Origin of the sequence: Streptomyces sp. A0642, from assembly GCF_004795105.1 — a bacterium.
GTDB lineage: Bacteria > Actinomycetota > Actinomycetes > Streptomycetales > Streptomycetaceae > Streptomyces.
This window is the reverse complement of record NZ_SSBL01000012.1, coordinates 1-14,676: the sequence shown is the minus strand read 5'-3', so window position 1 is coordinate 14,676 and position 14,676 is coordinate 1. Positions and strand designations below refer to the sequence as shown.

14 protein-coding genes are annotated in these 14,676 nt (G+C 73.7%); 4 read left to right on the top strand and 10 right to left on the bottom strand.

Annotated elements, in window-relative coordinates:
- Nucleotides 1-151: 151 nt before the first annotated feature.
- The gene (locus E6R60_RS20815) at nucleotides 152-1,777 is read left to right on the top strand and encodes a PucR family transcriptional regulator (protein ID WP_136328251.1); all 1,626 of its coding nucleotides are present in this window, start codon (nucleotides 152-154) and stop codon (nucleotides 1,775-1,777) included.
- 9 nt (nucleotides 1,778-1,786) lie between these two features.
- Here E6R60_RS20815 and E6R60_RS20810 read toward each other — a convergent pair whose 3' ends face one another.
- The 5 genes from E6R60_RS20810 to E6R60_RS20790 all read right to left on the bottom strand — a co-directional run bounded on the left by E6R60_RS20810 (nucleotide 1,787) and on the right by E6R60_RS20790 (nucleotide 6,937).
- On the bottom strand, nucleotides 1,787-2,884 hold the full coding sequence (locus E6R60_RS20810) for a glycosyltransferase family 4 protein (protein ID WP_136328122.1): 1,098 nt from the start codon (nucleotides 2,882-2,884) through the stop codon (nucleotides 1,787-1,789).
- Between the two features lie 212 nt (nucleotides 2,885-3,096).
- A complete protein-coding gene (gene recN, locus E6R60_RS20805; RefSeq protein ID WP_206309472.1) occupies nucleotides 3,097-4,842 on the bottom strand; it encodes a DNA repair protein RecN in 1,746 nt (581 codons plus the stop codon).
- Between the two features lie 82 nt (nucleotides 4,843-4,924).
- A complete protein-coding gene (locus tag E6R60_RS20800) occupies nucleotides 4,925-5,830 on the bottom strand; it encodes an NAD kinase (RefSeq protein ID WP_136328120.1) in 906 nt (301 codons plus the stop codon).
- Entirely contained in the window at nucleotides 5,827-6,642 is an 816-nt protein-coding gene (locus E6R60_RS20795) for a TlyA family RNA methyltransferase (RefSeq protein WP_136328119.1), read from the bottom strand. Before E6R60_RS20795 ends, E6R60_RS20800 begins: the two co-directional genes overlap by 4 nt.
- A gap of 7 nt (nucleotides 6,643-6,649) precedes the next feature.
- Entirely contained in the window at nucleotides 6,650-6,937 is a 288-nt protein-coding gene (locus E6R60_RS20790) for a hypothetical protein (RefSeq protein ID WP_136328250.1), read from the bottom strand.
- Nucleotides 6,938-7,034: 97 nt separating this feature from the next.
- On the opposite strand from E6R60_RS20790, the gene E6R60_RS20785 reads away from it, so the two are divergent.
- Complete coding sequence (locus tag E6R60_RS20785; RefSeq protein ID WP_136328118.1) at nucleotides 7,035-7,382, top strand: SCP2 sterol-binding domain-containing protein; 348 nt, start codon at nucleotides 7,035-7,037, stop codon at nucleotides 7,380-7,382.
- A 144-nt stretch (nucleotides 7,383-7,526) separates the two neighbouring features.
- Here the strand turns inward: E6R60_RS20785 and E6R60_RS20780 are convergent, their stop codons facing one another.
- From E6R60_RS20780 to E6R60_RS20765, 4 genes are all read right to left on the bottom strand, one after another.
- Nucleotides 7,527-8,354: an ABC transporter ATP-binding protein gene (locus tag E6R60_RS20780; RefSeq protein ID WP_136328117.1), complete on the bottom strand. Its 828-nt coding sequence runs from the start codon at nucleotides 8,352-8,354 to the stop codon at nucleotides 7,527-7,529.
- Between the two features lie 83 nt (nucleotides 8,355-8,437).
- Entirely contained in the window at nucleotides 8,438-9,427 is a 990-nt protein-coding gene (locus E6R60_RS20775; RefSeq protein WP_136328249.1) for an iron chelate uptake ABC transporter family permease subunit, read from the bottom strand.
- A gap of 89 nt (nucleotides 9,428-9,516) precedes the next feature.
- A complete protein-coding gene (locus E6R60_RS20770) occupies nucleotides 9,517-10,476 on the bottom strand; it encodes an iron chelate uptake ABC transporter family permease subunit (RefSeq protein WP_136328248.1) in 960 nt (319 codons plus the stop codon).
- A 193-nt stretch (nucleotides 10,477-10,669) separates the two neighbouring features.
- Nucleotides 10,670-11,698, bottom strand: coding sequence for an HAD-IIA family hydrolase (locus E6R60_RS20765; protein ID WP_136328116.1), 1,029 nt, complete (start codon nucleotides 11,696-11,698; stop codon nucleotides 10,670-10,672).
- A 71-nt stretch (nucleotides 11,699-11,769) separates the two neighbouring features.
- On the opposite strand from E6R60_RS20765, the gene E6R60_RS20760 reads away from it, so the two are divergent.
- Nucleotides 11,770-13,047, top strand: a complete 1,278-nt coding sequence (locus E6R60_RS20760) for a DUF1015 domain-containing protein (protein WP_136328115.1) — start codon at nucleotides 11,770-11,772, stop codon at nucleotides 13,045-13,047.
- Nucleotides 13,048-13,116: 69 nt separating this feature from the next.
- Here E6R60_RS20760 and E6R60_RS20755 read toward each other — a convergent pair whose 3' ends face one another.
- Nucleotides 13,117-13,857: a tetratricopeptide repeat protein gene (locus E6R60_RS20755; protein ID WP_136328114.1), complete on the bottom strand. Its 741-nt coding sequence runs from the start codon at nucleotides 13,855-13,857 to the stop codon at nucleotides 13,117-13,119.
- A gap of 30 nt (nucleotides 13,858-13,887) precedes the next feature.
- Here E6R60_RS20755 and E6R60_RS37835 point away from each other — a divergent pair.
- A partial coding sequence (locus tag E6R60_RS37835; RefSeq protein WP_136328113.1) for a hypothetical protein occupies nucleotides 13,888-14,676 on the top strand: 789 nt, incomplete at its 3' end.

Here is a 14,676-nt window from a genome sequence, read left to right as displayed (position 1 = left end):
GACATGTCAAGATCGCAGCGGGTCCCGCCGGTGTCAACGGCGTACCGCCCCGGCGCGGCCTCCGGCGCTCCGGGCCGGTACCTTCCTGACCAGGGCGGGCGCGACCGTGCGACCGCCCGGTCCGACCGACGCGGAGCGCGAGGCCAGAGCAGTGGAGACCCAAGGCGGCATCACCGTGCAGCGAGCCCTGGAGCTGCCGGGGCTGCGCAGCGGACTTCCCGAGGTGGTGACCGGCGCCGACCGGCTCGGCCGCACCGTGCGCTGGGTGCACGCGGGCGAGGTCCCCAACATCGCGTCCCTGCTGAAGGGCGGGGAGCTGCTCCTCACCACCGGTCTGGGGCTCGGCACCCGCCCCGCCGAGCAGCGCGCGTTCGTCCGCCGGCTCGCGGACCGCGGCATCGCCGCGCTCGTGGTGGAGCTCGGTCCGCGCTTCAGCAGGCTGCCGTCCTCGATCGTGGACGCCGCCCGCGCGGCCGGGCTGCCGCTGGTCCAGCTGCACCGCGAGGTGCCGTTCGTGACGGTGACGGAGGAGATCCACACCGAGATCGTCAACGGTCACTACGCGCTCCTGCAGCGCGCCGAGGAGGTCCACCGGCGCTGCACGCAGGCCCTGCTCGGGGGCGGCGGGGTGCCCCAGGTACTGGGCATCCTCGCGGATTTCACGGCGAACCCGGTCTTCCTGGAGACCGCGGACGGCCAGCTGCTGTACGCGGCGGGCACCGAGTCGGGCCCGGTCTCCCCCGATCCGCTCCAGGTGTGGGACGGGATGCGGGGCGGCCGGGCGGCCCGGGAGTCGCCGCCCGTCGGCGCGGTGCTGGTGGATGTGCCGGGCGGTGGTCCGGGGGCCGGTTCGGTGCGCGCCAGGCTGGTCCTGCTGGCCGTGGACGGGCCGCTGGTGCCGGTGCACCGGATGGCGGCGGAGCGGGCCGCGGGCATTCTGGCGGTGGTGCTGATGCAGGCCCGCCAGGAGGAGGAACTCGCGGCGCGCGGCCGCGGCGACTTCCTCACCGATCTCGCGGAGGGCCGGATCACCCCCGAGGACGCGCCGGCGCAGGCCCGCGTGCTGGGCTTCAAGCCGGGCGAGATGCCGCTGCTGCCCGTCGTGATGCGGCTGGCCCCGGAGCTCTCCCCCTCCGGCAACTGGGCGCTGCTGGCGCGTGCGGTCCTGGAGGAGCTGTCCTCGGTGGGCGTGCCGGTGCTGCTCGGGGTGCGGCCGGTGGAGGGCCGGGTGCCGCTGTTGCTGGGGCTGCGCACGGAGACGGAGCGTACGGCGGTGGCCGACCGGGTCGCCGCGGCGTTGCGGGCCGGGGTGGAGCGGGCCGGTCTGGAACGGGCGGGTTCCCATCCCCCCGTCGTGGTGGTCGGGGTGGCGGGCGGCTGGGCGGCGGCCGGGGCGGGGCTGCGGCATGCCGCGGAGACGGCCACGGCGGCGCAAGGGCTCGGCGACCGGCCCTGGTACGACGCGCGCCGTCTCGACATCGATCTGTTGCTGTGGCGGCTGCGGGACCATCCGGATCTGGCGGCGTTCGTGGAACGGGCGATCGGCCCGTTGCGCGATCACGACCGCACCTCGCGCCCGCCGCTGCTGCCCACGCTGGAGACGTATCTCGCGCATGCGGGACGCAAGGCGGAGACGGCGCGTGAGCTGCATCTGAACCGGCAGACGCTGTACAACCGGCTGGCCCGCATAGGGGAACTGCTCGGCACCGATCTGGACGACCCGCAGGCCGTCCTGGCGCTGAGCCTGGCTCTGCGCGCCCGCCGCCACGCGACGTGAACCCGGTCCTCAGGAGGTACGGGCGGCCGCGAGGGGCTGGGCCAGTTCGTCGTACACGCTGAGAACGTGGGCGACCGTGTCGTCCTCGGTCGGCCAACTCGCCGCCTGCAGCGGCCCGGCGGCCGCCAGTCGCTCGCGTTCCGCCGGATCGCCCAGCAGCCGGGCCACGGTCCGGGCGAGCGCCTCCGCGTTCGCGTACGGCACGAGTGCGGCGGCGTCCCCCACGAGTTCGGGCACTCCGCCGACGGCGGTGGCGACCAGCGGCGCGCCGATCCGCAGCGCCTCCTGGGCCAGCACCGAACGCGCCTCCCACCGGCTGGGCAGCACGACCAGGTCGGCGGCGGCCAGGAGTTCGGGAACGTCGGTGCGGCTGCCGATCAGCGAGACGGGCAGGTCCTCGTCCTTGATCCTGCGCCGCAGCGCCGCCCGCTCCCGCCCCTCGCCGGCGATGACCAGCAGGGGTACGGGGTCGAGCCGGCGCCACATCCGTGCGGCGTCGAGCAGCGTGCCGTATCCGTGATGGGGTACGAGGCTGCCCACCGCCATGATCAACGGCCGTGCTGTCGCGCCGATTTCGGCACGCACCTTGCCATCGGGCACCGATGGGGGGACACGCGGTGCGGGAATGGCGACGGGCGCGAGGCGGGCGTCGCGCGCGCCCCGGCGCCGGGCCCGGTCGACCAGGTCCGAGGACGCGCCGAGCACCACCGAGGCCGCGCGGGCGGACCTTCGCTCCATCAGGTGCAGCAGCCGGCGGCGCGCGCCCTCCGCATGGGTCCGGGTGTGCCAGGTGACGACCAGCGGGACCTGCCGCCCACCGAGCGCCAGCGCGGCCCGCAGGGCGGCGTGCACCCCGTGCGCGTGCACGACGTCGGCCCCCGCGCAGGCGGCCCGCAGGGCGGCGACGGCGGCGGGGTCGCTGCGCCGCGGCACGGGCGTGAAGTGGGCCCCCGTGGCGGAGAATTCATAGGCACGGTCCAGTGCGGCCGGAGCGCAGACGGTGACCTGCACGCCTCGCGCGACCAGTCCGGCGGCCAGCGAACCGACATGGGCACTGCTGCCCGCACTGCCGCCGCCCAGCACTTGGACCGTACGCAGCTGTGACACGTTGAATGGCTCCCGGGGATCCCGAGTCGGGGGTAACGGCGTCGCCCGACGGCCGTAGGTACACGGCCAAGGATGCCAGTCCGTACGCACGTTCCGGCACGGCCGCCCCGATACGCCGGTGCGCACCGCAACAAACCGGGCGTGGCGCACCACTCGCACGGGTGAAATGCGTCAGGCCGCCGGGCCGCCGCGGCAGCCCGGCGGCGGGACCCTCAGCCGTCCGCCCGCGCCGTGGCCAGCAGTTCCTCGGCGTGCGCCCGGGCCGTCTCGGAGTCCTCCTGGCCCGCGAGCATCCGGGAAAGCTCCCGTACCCGGTCCTCGCCCTCCAGGACCGTGACGCCGCTCCTGGTCACGGAGCCGTCCACGGTCTTCTCGACCAGCAGCTGCCGGTCGGCGAACGCGGCCACCTGGGGCAGGTGGGTGACGACCACGACCTGGGCGGACCTGGCGAGCTTCGCCAGCCGGCGGCCGACCTCGACGGCCGCCTTGCCGCCGACCCCGGCGTCGACCTCGTCGAAGAGGTAGGTGGGCACGGGGTCGGAGCCGGCGAAGACCACCTCGACGGCGAGCATCACCCGGGACAGTTCGCCGCCCGACGCGCCCTTGGCGATCGGACGGGGCTGGGCGCCGGGGTGCGGGGCCAGCAGGAGTTCGACCTCGTCGGCGCCGGAGGGACCGTAGGCCACGTTGCGTCCGCCGATCTCGATGCCGGACGCCTCGTCCGCCGTCTCGGTCTGCCGGATGTCGAAGGAGACGCGGGCGTGCGGCATCGCGAGGGAGGCGAGTTCCTCGGTCACCGCTTCGGCGAAGAGCGCGGCGGCCGCCGTGCGGGCATCGGTCAACGCCTGTCCGAGCACGGAGAGTTCGGCGCGCAGCGCGTCCCGCTCAGCGGTCAGCTCGCCGATCCGGTCGTCGTCGCCCTCCAGCTCGGTCAGCCGGCGTGCCCCGTCCTCGGCCCAGGCCAGTACGGCGGCGATGTCGGCGCCGTACTTGCGGGTGAGGCCCGTGAGCGCGGCCCGGCGCTCCTCGACCGCGGCGAGGCGCAGGGGGTCGGAGTCCAGCTGGTCCGCGTACCCGGCCAGTTCCCCCGCGACGTCGGCGAGCAGGATGGAGATCTCGCCGACCCGGTCGGCGAGCGCGGCGAGCGCCGGGTCGTGGGCGCGCACCCCGTCCAGCGCCTGCCGGGCCGCCGCGACGACGGTCGTCGCGTCGACGGCCTCCTGGTCCTCGGGGTTGCCGGCCAGCGCGGTGTGCGCGAGAGCGGCGGCGGAGGCGAGCGCGTCGGCGTGACCGAGGCGCTGGGCCTCGGCGGCGAGTTCGGTGTCCTCGCCGGGCAACGGTTCGACCGCGGCGATCTCGTTCAGCCCGAAACGCAGCAGATCGGCTTCCTGGGCCCGCTCACGGGCACGTGTGGTCAGCTCGTCGAGCTCACCGGCGACCTCGCGCAGCCGCCGGTAGGCCGCCGCGTACGTGGCGAGGGGCACGGCGACGCCGTCGCCCGCGTACCGGTCCAGGGCCTGCCGCTGGCGGGCCGGCTTGAGCAGACCCTGCTGGTCGGTCTGGCCGTGCACGGCGACGAGTTCGTCGGCGAGTTCGGCCAGCACTCCCACGGGCACGGACCTGCCGCCGAGGTGGGCGCGGGAGCGCCCCTCGGCGGAAACGGTACGGCTGATGAGCAGCGCACCGTCCTCGATCTCGGCCCCTGCCTCCTCGGCCCGCAGCGCCGCCGCGTCGCCCTCGGCCACCGTGATCCGGCCCTCGACGACCGCGGCCTTGGCGCCGATCCGCACCAGGGCGGGATCGGCGCGTCCGCCGAGCAGCAGCCCCAGGCTGGTGACGACCATGGTCTTGCCCGCGCCGGTCTCACCGGTCACCGCGGTGAAACCGGGTGACAGTTCCACCACCGCGTCGTCGATGACTCCGAGCGACCGTATCCGCATCTCCTCCAACACGGACATGACCATACGAGGTTTCCCGGCCCTCGTGCACACGGGCCACGGCCGCGCCGCCCGATCCGCTGACGGGCGGGCCGCGCCCGGGTCAGTGCGGTGCGCCCCGCCACCCCGACACGGGCAGCGCGAACTTCGCCACCAGCCGGTCGGTGAAGGAGGCCTGGTGCAGCCGCGCCAGCCGTACGGGCACGGCGCCTCGACGCACCTCGACGCGCGCGCCCGCGGGCAGCTCCACGGTCCTGCGCCCGTCGCACCACAGCACCCCGTGCGGGGTGTGCGGCTGGACCTCGACGGCGAGGACCGAGGTCGGCGAGGTCACCAGCGGCTTGGCGAAGAGCGCGTGGGCGCTGATCGGGACCATCAGCAGCGCCTCGACCTCGGGCCACACGACGGGCCCGCCCGCCGAGAAGGCGTACGCGGTCGAGCCGGTCGGCGTCGCGCAGACGATGCCGTCGCAGCCGAACCCGGTCACCGGCCGGCCGTCGATCTCCAGGACGACCTCCAGCATCCGCTCGGGCGACACCTTCTGCACGGCGGCCTCGTTGAGGGCCCAGTCCGTGTGGACGACGTCGCCGTTGCGGTGCACGAGGACGTCGATCGTCATGCGCTCCTCGACCGTGTACGCCCGGGTGACGACCCGGTCCACGACCTTGTCGAGGTCGTCGCGCTCGGCCTCGGCGAGGAAGCCGACGCGTCCGAGGTTGACGCCCAGCATCGGCACCCCGGAGGCGCGCGAGAGCTCGGCGCCGCGCAGCAGCGTCCCGTCGCCGCCCAGCACGATCAGGAGTTCACAACCCGTCACCGCCTCGGGCGTGGCGTCCGTGACGGTCTCGACGGAGGACGGCAGCGGCAGGTCGGCCGCCTCCGTCGCCAGTACGCGTACGCCCAGGCCGCTGCGGAGCAGCCCCTGAACGACGAGCTCGGCACTGCGGATCGCGGCCGGCCGGCCGGTGTGTGCCAAGAGAAAGACTGTTCGTGCCGCATTCGTCGTCAACGAGGCCCCTCCGCCACTGCACGGTCGACATCTGCGGGATCAAGCTCCGGTGCTCCGGCCCGCAGCCACAGAAAGTACTCGACGTTCCCCGACGGCCCGGGCAGCGGGCTCGCCGTCACACCCCGGACGCCCAGGCCGAGCGCCCAGGCCCGTCGGGCCACCTCCCGTACCGCCTCGGCGCGCAGCTCGGGGCTGCGCACCACACCCCCGCTGCCGAGGCGCTCCTTGCCGACCTCGAACTGGGGCTTGACCATGAGGACCAGGTCCGCGCCGGGGGCGGCGCAGCGCGCCAGGGCGGGCAGCACGAGACCGAGCGGGATGAAGGACAGGTCGCCCACCACCAGGTCCACCGGCTCGCCGTCGATCGCCTCCAGGGTCAGTTCCCGCACATTGGTGCGGTCCTTGACGAGGACGCGTTCATCGGACTGGAGCGACCAGGCGAGCTGCCCGTAGCCGACGTCCACGGCGACGACGCGGGCCGCTCCGGCCCGCAGCAGCACATCGGTGAACCCGCCCGTCGACGCCCCGGCGTCCAGAGCCCGGCGCCCCTCCACCTCCAGCCCGAGCGGGACGAAGGCGGCGAGGGCGCCCGCCAGCTTGTGGCCGCCCCGTGAGACGTACTCGGGGTCGCTGTCGTCCTTGGTGACGACGAGGGCGGCACTCGTCTCGACCTGGGTGGCCGGTTTGCTCGCGGTGTTGCCGCCGACGGTCACCCGTCCTGCGGCGATCAGCTGGCTCGCATGCTCGCGTGAGCGGGCGAGCTTCCGGCGTACCAGCTCGGCGTCGAGGCGGCGACGGGCCACTCCTGCCACGTTCGGTTCAGCTCCTGTCGTTGTACGCGCTGTCGTGCGCGTGGTCGTACGTGGGCGTGGGTGCGGGGGCGGGCCTGGCGTCCAGCGCGGTCAGCTCGTCGCGCAGGCCACGGTGTACATCCTCGTACACCTCGATGTGTCCGTCAGCCGCGAGGTGGTCCGCATCGGCCAGACGCTCCAGGTGCGCGTCCACGTCGGCGTGGCCCGTGGGCGTGCGGACGACACCGAGGGGCGCCGGGGCGGCCGGCTCGTGCGAGACCACGGGGGCCGGCTCCTGCGGCGCCTCGTGCGGCATCTCCCCGGGCGCGGTTCCGGCGGCCGTGTCGGGCCCCGGCGTCGAGTCGCTCATGCGGGAAACGCTACCGCGAGGCGCTGCGGTACCGTCGATCACGATGGCGACCATGGCGGAGTGCCGCAGCGCACTCGACAGACTTTCCGACACCCTCGCGGGGGCCGACGGCGACGTGCGCAGCGCGGCGGCGCTCGACCGCTCGCTGAGCTGCTACATCAAGGACCTCGACGTGACGTTCACCGGACGCCTCGCCGGGGGCCGGATCCAGGTCCTGGACACGGTCGAGGGACCGCCCCCGGAGAAGGCGGAGATCCGGCTCGCGATGACCGGGGACGACCTGGTGGCGCTGGTGGACGGCGACCTGAACTTCGCGAAGGCGTGGGGCTCGGGCCGGGTCCGCCTGGAGGCGGGCTTCCGCGACCTGCTGAAACTCAGATCACTGCTGTAGGCGCATGAGGCCCGTCCGGCGCTCGAGGACGTCTCTGAACCCCGTCACGCCCGGCCCAAGGCCCGTCCGGGACCCGCGGACCTCGGAACGCTCACGCCTGCGTTCAAGCCCCTCCGGCGCTTGAGGACCACGCGTGGCCGAGGCTCACGCGCCTCCGGACACCGGTGCCGGCCGCGCTGCCCGCGCCCCGCGCACCCGCGCCGCGGGGACCACCAGCGGCGTCCCCGTCTCCGGATCGGAGATCACCTGGCACCGCAGCCCGAACACCCGCTCCACGAGCTCCGCGGTGACGATCTCCCCCGGCGCCCCCTCCGCGACGACCTCGCCCTCGCGCATGGCGATGAGGTGCGTGGCGTACCGCGCGGCGTGGTTCAGGTCGTGCAGGACCGCCACCAGCGTGCGCCCCTGGGTCTCGTGCAGCTCCGCGCACAGGTCGAGCACGTCGATCTGGTGCTGGATGTCGAGGTACGTCGTCGGCTCGTCGAGCAGCAGCAGCGGCGTCTGCTGGGCGAGTGCCATCGCGATCCAGACCCGCTGACGCTGGCCGCCGGACAATTCGTCGACATAGCGATCACCCAGCGCGCCCACGCCGGTCGACGCCATCGATTCCTCGACAATGCGTTCGTCCTCGGGTGACCACTGCCGCAGCAGCCCCTGGTGCGGGTACCGCCCCCGGGCCACGAGATCCGCCACGGTGATGCCCTCCGGCGCGATGGAGGACTGGGGCAGCAGCCCCAGGGTCCTGGCCACCTTCTTCGCGGGCAGCCCGTGGATCGCCTCCCCGTCCAGCAGCACCTGGCCGCGGGCCGGCTTCAGCATCCGGGAGAGCGCCCGCAGCAGCGTCGACTTCCCGCAGGCGTTGGGGCCGACGATCACGGTGAACGAGTGGTCGGGAATCTCGACCGAGAGGTTCTCCGCGATGACCCGCTGGTCGTAGCCGAGGGTCACCGAGTCCGCGGTGAGGCGCTGCATGGTCGTACTCCGGGGGTGGGCGGGATCGGCGGGGGGAAGGGAAGGGGAAGGCGGCGCGGAAGCGGCGCCCCGTGCGCGGGCCCTCATATACGGCCCGCCTTGCGCTCGGACACGAGCAGCCACAGCAGATAGCAGCCGCCGAGCACCCCGGTGACGACGCCGACGGGCAGCTGCCGGTCGCCGAAGGCCTCCATCGACACCCAGTCCGCGACGAGGAGGAGCGCCGCCCCCATGAAGGTCGAGGCCACCAGGTTGGGGCCGGTGAAGCGGGTGAGCCGGCGGGCGAGCTGCGGGGCGCTCAGCGAGACGAACGCGATCGGTCCCGCCGCGGCGGTGGCGACGGCGACGAGAAGGACGGCGGAGCCCATCAGGACGAGCCGGGTGCGCTCGACGCCCACCCCGAGGGCGTACGCGGCGTCGTCGCCCATCTCCATCACCCGCAGCGCGGGCCCGTGCGCGAACACCACCGGGAGCAGCAGGCCGCAGACCACGAGCAGGGGCCGGACCTGCGCCCAGTCCCGGCCGTCGAGCGAGCCGGTCATCCAGACGACGGCACGGGTCGCGTCGACCAGGTCGGCCTTGGTGATCAGGTACTGGGTCGCGGCCGTGAGCATCGCGGCCGCGCCGATCCCGACCAGGACGAGCCGGAAACCGTGCACCCCGCGCTTCCACGCCAGCACGTAGACGGCGACGCCGGTCAGCAGGCCGCCGACCACCGCGCCGCCCGCGACCGCTGTCGCGCCGCCATGGAAGAGGACGATCACGGTCAGCGCGCCCACGGTGGCGCCCTGGCCGAAGCCGAGCACGTCGGGGCTGCCGAGCGGGTTGCGCGAGAGGGTCTGGAACACGGCCCCGCCGACGCCCAGCGCCGCCCCCACGAGAAGACCGACCAGCACCCGCGGCAGGCGCAGGTCCGTGACGATGAACTCCTGCTGGAAGGTGCCGCGTCCGAAGAGCGTGGTCACGACCTCGCCCGGCGTCATCGAGAAGTCGCCGCTGCCGATGAGGACGACGGACGTGCCGGCCGCCACGACGGCGAGCAGCAGGATGACGAGGGACGCCCGGACGTTCATCCGGAACGAATAGCCGCCGGCCGTCCGGACGGCCCGCACCGACCGCGCCGTCCCCGCGGCCTGCGCAGGCGTCTGCTCCTGGGTGGCCTTCACAGCTGGGACATCCTCTTGCGTCGTACGAGGTGGATGAAGACGGGCCCGCCGAGCAGCGCGGTGACGATGCCGACCTGCAGTTCGGACGGCCGGGCGACGACCCGGCCGACCACGTCCGCGCCGAGCAGGAGCACCGGGGAGAGCACCGCCGCGTAGGGCAGGATCCACCGCATGTCGGGGCCGGTGATCGTGCGCACCAGGTGGGGGATCATCAGCCCGATGAAGACGATCGGCCCGCACGCGGCCGTCGCGGCGCCGCACAGCAGGGTGACGGCGAGCATCGCCAGGATCCTGGTCCGCGTCAGATGGGCGCCGAGGGAGCGCGCGGTGTCGTCGCCCATCTCCAGGGCGTTGAGCGGCCGCGCGATGAGCAGCGTGAGCAGGACGCCGAGTGCGATGAACGGCCACACCTTGCCGACCGTCTCCATGTCGGCGGAGGCCAGCGAGCCGACCGTCCAGAACCGCAACCGGTCCAGGGCCGCCGAATCCAGCAGCTGTACGGCGTTGACGTAGCCGTACAGGGCGGCGGTGACGGCCGTCCCGGCCAGTGCGAGGCGTACCGGATTGGCGGACCGGCTGCCGCCGAGCAGGTACACGGCGACCGAGACGATCGCGGCTCCGGCGAAGGCGAACCAGACGTACCCGGTCAGCGAGGTGACGCCGAGGAAGCTGATGGCGGAGACGACGGCCGCCGAGGCGCCGGCGTTGACCCCGAGCAGCCCCGGCTCGGCCAGCGGGTTGCGGGTCAGCGCCTGCATCACGGCCCCGGCGAGCCCGAGCGCGGCGCCGACGACCAGGCCGAGCACGGTCCGGGGGATCCGCACCTTCCGTACGAGGACGTCGTCGCCGCTGCCCGTGGGGTGGAACAGGCCGTGCCACACGTCGGCGACCGGCAGCCCCTTGGCGCCGATCGCGATGCTCGCCAGGCACACCAGCACCAGGGCGGCCAGCGCCACCAGGAGCCCTGCGGCGCGTACCGCATGGCGTCCGGGGGGCGCGGCGCTGTCCGGCGCGGCCGGCGGGCCTGCGCTCGGTTTCGGAGGACTCTCAACCAACACGCGAGTTAGGTTAGCCTAGCCTCGCATGGACATGATCCGGCCACCCCCGCCAAGCCTCCGGCCCGGGGGGCGGGGAAGGCCGGACCGTCGCCTACAGTCCGAGCCGGGCCACCGCCTTGCCCGCGTCCAGCGCGCACGCACCGTCCCCGGCATGCGACCACGCCGCCGCGCACAGCGCCCGCAGACCGTCGAGCGCCTCGCCGTCGCCGTCCAGCACCAGCTCCCCGCCGCGTACGGACGCCGTCCAGCCGCCGCAGGCGTACGCCTCGCCCGTCCTCGTCACCTCGGGCTGCCCCGTCAGCAGACCCCGCAGATCGGCGTCGACGTACGTCGGCCGGTGCTCGGGGACCGCGGTCACCAGCTGCGCCGCGTCCGTCACCCCGGTGAGCACCAGCAGCGAGTCCACGCCTCCGTTGAACGCCCCCTCGATGTCCGTGTCGAGCCGGTCGCCCACCACGAGCGGCCGCTCGGCCCCCGTCCGCAGCACCGTCTCACGGTGCATCGGAGGCAGCGGTTTCCCCGCCACCTGCGGCTCGGCCCCGGTGGCGATCCGTACGACCTCCACGGCGGCGCCGTTGCCCGGCGCGATCCCCCGGGCGCCCGGAATCGTCAGATCCGTGTTGGACGCGAACCACGGCAGCCCGCGATTGATCGCGTACGAGGCCTCGGCGAAGCGGCCCCACGCCATGTCGGGCCCGCCGTACCCCTGCACCACCGCGGCCGGGTCGTCGTCCGCGGACTCCACCGGCACCAGGCCCCGTTCGCGCAGCGCCACCCGCAGCCCCTCGCCCCCGATCACGAGCACGCGCGCCCCCTCCGGCAGCTGATCGGCGACCAGCCGGGCCACGGCCTGCGCCGAGGTGATCACATCGGCGGGCTCGGCGGGCACCCCCAGCTCGGTCAGATGCTCCGCCACCGCGGCCGGAGTCCGCAGGGCGTTGTTGGTGACGTACGCCAGGTGCATTCCGCCGTCCCGCGCGGTGCGCAGGGCGTCGACGGCATGAGCGATCGCCTGCCCGCCCGCGTACACCACCCCATCGAGATCCAGCAGCGCCGTGTCGTACGCCTCGCTCAGCGCGGTGCTGCTCCCGCTCGGCCTGGTCCTGCTCGCCTGACTCATATCCCGCGCTCCTCGTTGCCTGCGTCTCCCCCGATCATCGCGCATACCCGGAGCGCACATACGATGCAGAAATGAACACACGAGGCCCGGCGGACAAGGGACTGCGCCTGTATCCGTTCCGTGGACTGCGCTACGTCCCCGAGCGGGTCGGCAGTCTCGCGGCGGTGACCTCGCCCCCGTACGACGTCGTCGTCCGGCCCGACGGGCTGCTCCACCTGGAATCGGCGGATCCGCACAACATCGTGCGCCTGATCCTTCCGCAGGCCGACTCCCCGGCCGCCCGGCCCGAGCAGGCCGCGGCGACCCTGCAGCGCTGGCTGGCCGAGGGCATACTCGCCGCCGACTCCGAACCCGCGCTCTACGTGTACGAGCAGCGCAACGACGAGATCCTGCAGCGCGGCCTCGTCGGCGCACTGGCCCTCTCCGGCCCTGCCGAGGGCATCGTGCTCCCCCACGAGGACGTGATGGCCCATGTCGTCGAGGACCGCGCCGACCTGATGCGGACGACGGCGGCGCATCTCGAACCGCTGCTGCTGACCTACCGCAGCGACGGCGACGCCACGGGGGCGACCGCGGTCATCGAGCGGACCATCCAGGGCCCGCCGCTGCTCGCCACGACGACCGAGGACGGCTTCAGCCACCGGCTGTGGGCGGTCACCGACCCCACCGACCGTACGGAGATCGAAAGGGATCTGGCCGGTCGCCAGGCACTGATCGCCGACGGGCACCACCGATGGGCCACCTACCTCCGGCTCCAGCGGGAGCACACCGTCCCCGGGCCCTGGGACTTCGGCCTGGTCCTCCTGGTGGACACCGCCCGCTACCCCCTCCGGGTCCGCTCCATCCACCGACTGCTGCACGGCCTGCCGGTGAGGGACGCGCTGGCCGCCCTGGACGGCCTGTTCCGCGTCCGCACCGTCGAGGGACCGCTCCCCCGGGCGCTGGACGCCCTGGCCGCCGCGGCGTCCGAGGGCAACGCCTTCCTGCTCGCCGGTGACGGCGCCTTCCATCTGGCGGACCGCCCCGACGAGACCCTGCTGGCCCGCACGGTTCCCGCGGACAGGCCGGCCGCCTGGCGCACCCTCGACGCGACGGTCCTGCACTCGGCCCTGCTCGACCACGTCTGGCGGATCCCCGACGACCCGGCCCGCATCGCCTACATCCATGACACGGCAGCCGCCGTCGAACAGGCCGAACGCCACGACTCGACGGCGGTGCTGATGCATCCGGTGCGTGAAGAGGTCGTACGGGACCTGGCCCGCCAGGGCGTCACCATGCCCCGCAAGTCGACCTCCTTCGGCCCGAAGCCGGCCACCGGCCTGGTCCTGCGCAGCCTGGCGCTCGGCTGATCCGTTCCCGAACGCAGAAGAGGGCGGCACCCCGGGGGTGCCGCCCTCTTTCATGCCTCTTCCCTATGCCTACGCCTTGACGGGACCGTCCTCGTCGTCCTCGTCGTCGTCCTGGTCATCGGGGTCTTCGAGGTCGTTGTCGGCCTCGGTCACGACCGGCGCCGTCACCTCGGCGGTCTCGTCGTCGTCGTCACCGAGGGCGTCGACGAACTCGACACCGTCCAGCTCAGCCAGGCGGTCGGACGCGTCGGTGGAACCGTCCTTGTCGGCCTCCAGGGCCTTCCCGAACCACTCCCGCGCCTCGTCCTCACGACCGGCTGCCAGCAGCGCGTCCGCGTACGCGTAACGAAGGCGCGGCGTCCACGGGTGCACGGCGCTGGACGCGAGCTCGGAGCTCTGCAGCGTCACGATGGCCGCGTCGATCTGCCCCATGTCCCTGCGGGCCCCAGCGGCGACCAGACGCATCTCGACCTGACCGGCCTTGTCCAACTTCTGCACCTCGGGCTCACCGGCCATGGCCATCGCCCGCTCGGGCCGACCCAGTCCGCGCTCGCAGTCGGCCATGACGGGCCACAGTTCCACGGAACCGGTCATGCGCCGGGACGCCCGGAACTCCGCCAGCGCCTCCGCGTACCTCTGGGTGGCGTAGGCGGCGAAGCCCGCGGCCTCCCGCACAGCGGCCACGCGCGAGGCGAGCCGCAGGGCGATGCGCGCGTACGCGTACGCCTGCTCGGGGTCCTCGTCGAGGAGACGGGCCACCATGACGAGGTTCCTGGCCACGTCTTCAGCCAGTGTCTTCGGGAGGCTCATCAGCTCCTGGCGGACGTCCTTGTCGATCTCGTGACCGGTGACGTCGTCGGGGATCGGAAGCCGCTTGATGGGCTCACGGTCCCGGTCGTCCCGCCGCTCGTAACCGCCACGGTCGTCGCGTCCGCGGTAGCCCCCACGGTCCCGGTCGTCCCGCTGACCGCGGAAACCGCCGCCGGAGGAACCGCCACGGCTGTCGTCACGACGGAAACCGCCGCCGGACGAGCCACCACGGCTGTCGTCACGACGGAAACCACCACCGGAGGAGCCACCACGGCTGTCGTCGTCGCGACGCGGCCCACGCGGCCGGTCGTCACGACGCTCGAACCCACCACTCGGACGCCCACCACGGTCGTCATCCCGACGCGGAGCCCGGTCATCACGACGGAACCCACCACCCGAAGACGCCCCACCGCGGCTGTCGTCACGACGGAAACCACCACCGGTCGAGCCGCCACGGCTGTCGTCACGACGGAAACCACCACCGGTCGAGCCGCCACGGCTGTCGTCACGACGGAAACCACCACCGGTCGAGCCGCCACGGCTGTCATCGCGACGGAAACCGCCGCCGGTCGAGCCGCCACGGTTGTCGTCGCGGCGGAAGCCGCCGCTGCGGTTGTCGTCGTCGCGACGCGGCCCACGCGGCCGGTCGTCACGACGCTCGAACCCACCACTCGGACGCCCACCACGGTCGTCATCCCGACGCGGAGCCCGGTCATCACGACGGAACCCACCACCCGAAGACGAACCGCCACGGCTGTCATCGCGACGGAAACCGCCGCCGGTCGAGCCGCCACGGCTGTCGTCACGACGGAAGCCGCC